Below are 1066 nucleotides of genomic sequence, written 5' to 3'. Positions count from 1 at the left end.
CCGTCGCCGAGGGCGGGTGTGGGTCATATTGTTCTTAATCCGTCGCCGTGGGCGGGTGTGGGTTGGGCTCAATATCGCTGCGGTCCCGGGCTTCGCCCGTGACTGCCCGCGCAGTCGACCTGTTTCCGGGCGCCCGCGAACTCGCGGAACGGACAGCCCCCGGCTGTCCGTAAGCGTCTCGCTCAGACAAGCGCGGGCTTGCCTCCCGGAAACAGGCCGCCTGCGCGGCTTGCTCAACATTTCGCCCAACCCACACCCGCCCACGGCGCCTGGACATCGGGTTGATGGGACGGCTGCTGGTATCGGGCTGGGCTATTGGGTTGATGGGACGGGCGCTGGTATCGGGCGTGGCGATCGGGTGTGTCGGACGGTGGCTCGTATCGGGCCTGGTATCGGGTGTGTCGGATGACGGCTGATATCGGGCCTGGCAATCGGCTTATTGAACAGCCGCCGGTATCGAGCTCGGCATTCGGGCTGGCAGGTCGGGCGGCTGTTGTCGATTGCCGGATTGATGGGTTTGATTTCGGCGCAGATGACACCTAGGCAAGACAGCACCCTAGGCCATACCATCCCCGATGCCCAAGCGGGCCGGCTGGCGGCCCGCGCGGGGCGAGCGCAAGACCTCTTTCTTGGTAGCCCCAAACACAGCAAGAATGCCAAGCACGCAACTCGTCCCGGCAGAGGTGCAAAAACCAAGGCGCAGCCGTTGGCGCGGTGGGGGAAGGTAGCGGTCCGTCCGGGGCCGAGCGAGCCGGCCGCGAAGGAAGCGCGCAGGCGCGGACGAGCGAGGCGAGGCGGGGTCCGGCGCGCTGGGCGGCGGACCAGGCCACGCGGACCGCTACCTTCCCCCACCGCGCCAACGGCGTGTAGAGACGCTCGCCACTCCACTGGGGCCAAGCCGCCATGCCCGTCCCGGCGGCCGACCTAGGCTATTTCTCTATTTCTCTATCTATATATAGAGTAGCCAGTCCCCCCCAGTATTTATGTACCTGGAAGGGGTGCCTGGAAGGGATAGCTGGAAGGGATAGCTAGAGAGGGATAGCTAGAGAGGGATAGCTAGAGAGGG

The 1066-nt window shown here is 65.5% G+C and carries 1 protein-coding gene; it reads left to right on the top strand.

Features of this window, described 5'->3' with window-relative positions; genetic code table 11:
• Positions 1 to 284: 284 nt before the first annotated feature.
• Positions 285 to 416: a hypothetical protein gene (locus tag BUB23_RS27615; RefSeq protein WP_281255573.1), complete on the top strand. Its 132-nt coding sequence runs from the start codon at positions 285 to 287 to the stop codon at positions 414 to 416.
• Positions 417 to 1066 lie beyond the last annotated feature (650 nt).

This window comes from Pollutimonas bauzanensis, assembly GCF_900129885.1.
GTDB classification, from domain to species: Bacteria; Pseudomonadota; Gammaproteobacteria; order Burkholderiales; family Burkholderiaceae_B; genus Pollutimonas; species Pollutimonas bauzanensis.
Note: the sequence above shows the minus strand (reverse complement) of the source record. Positions and strands in the feature narration are given on the sequence as shown.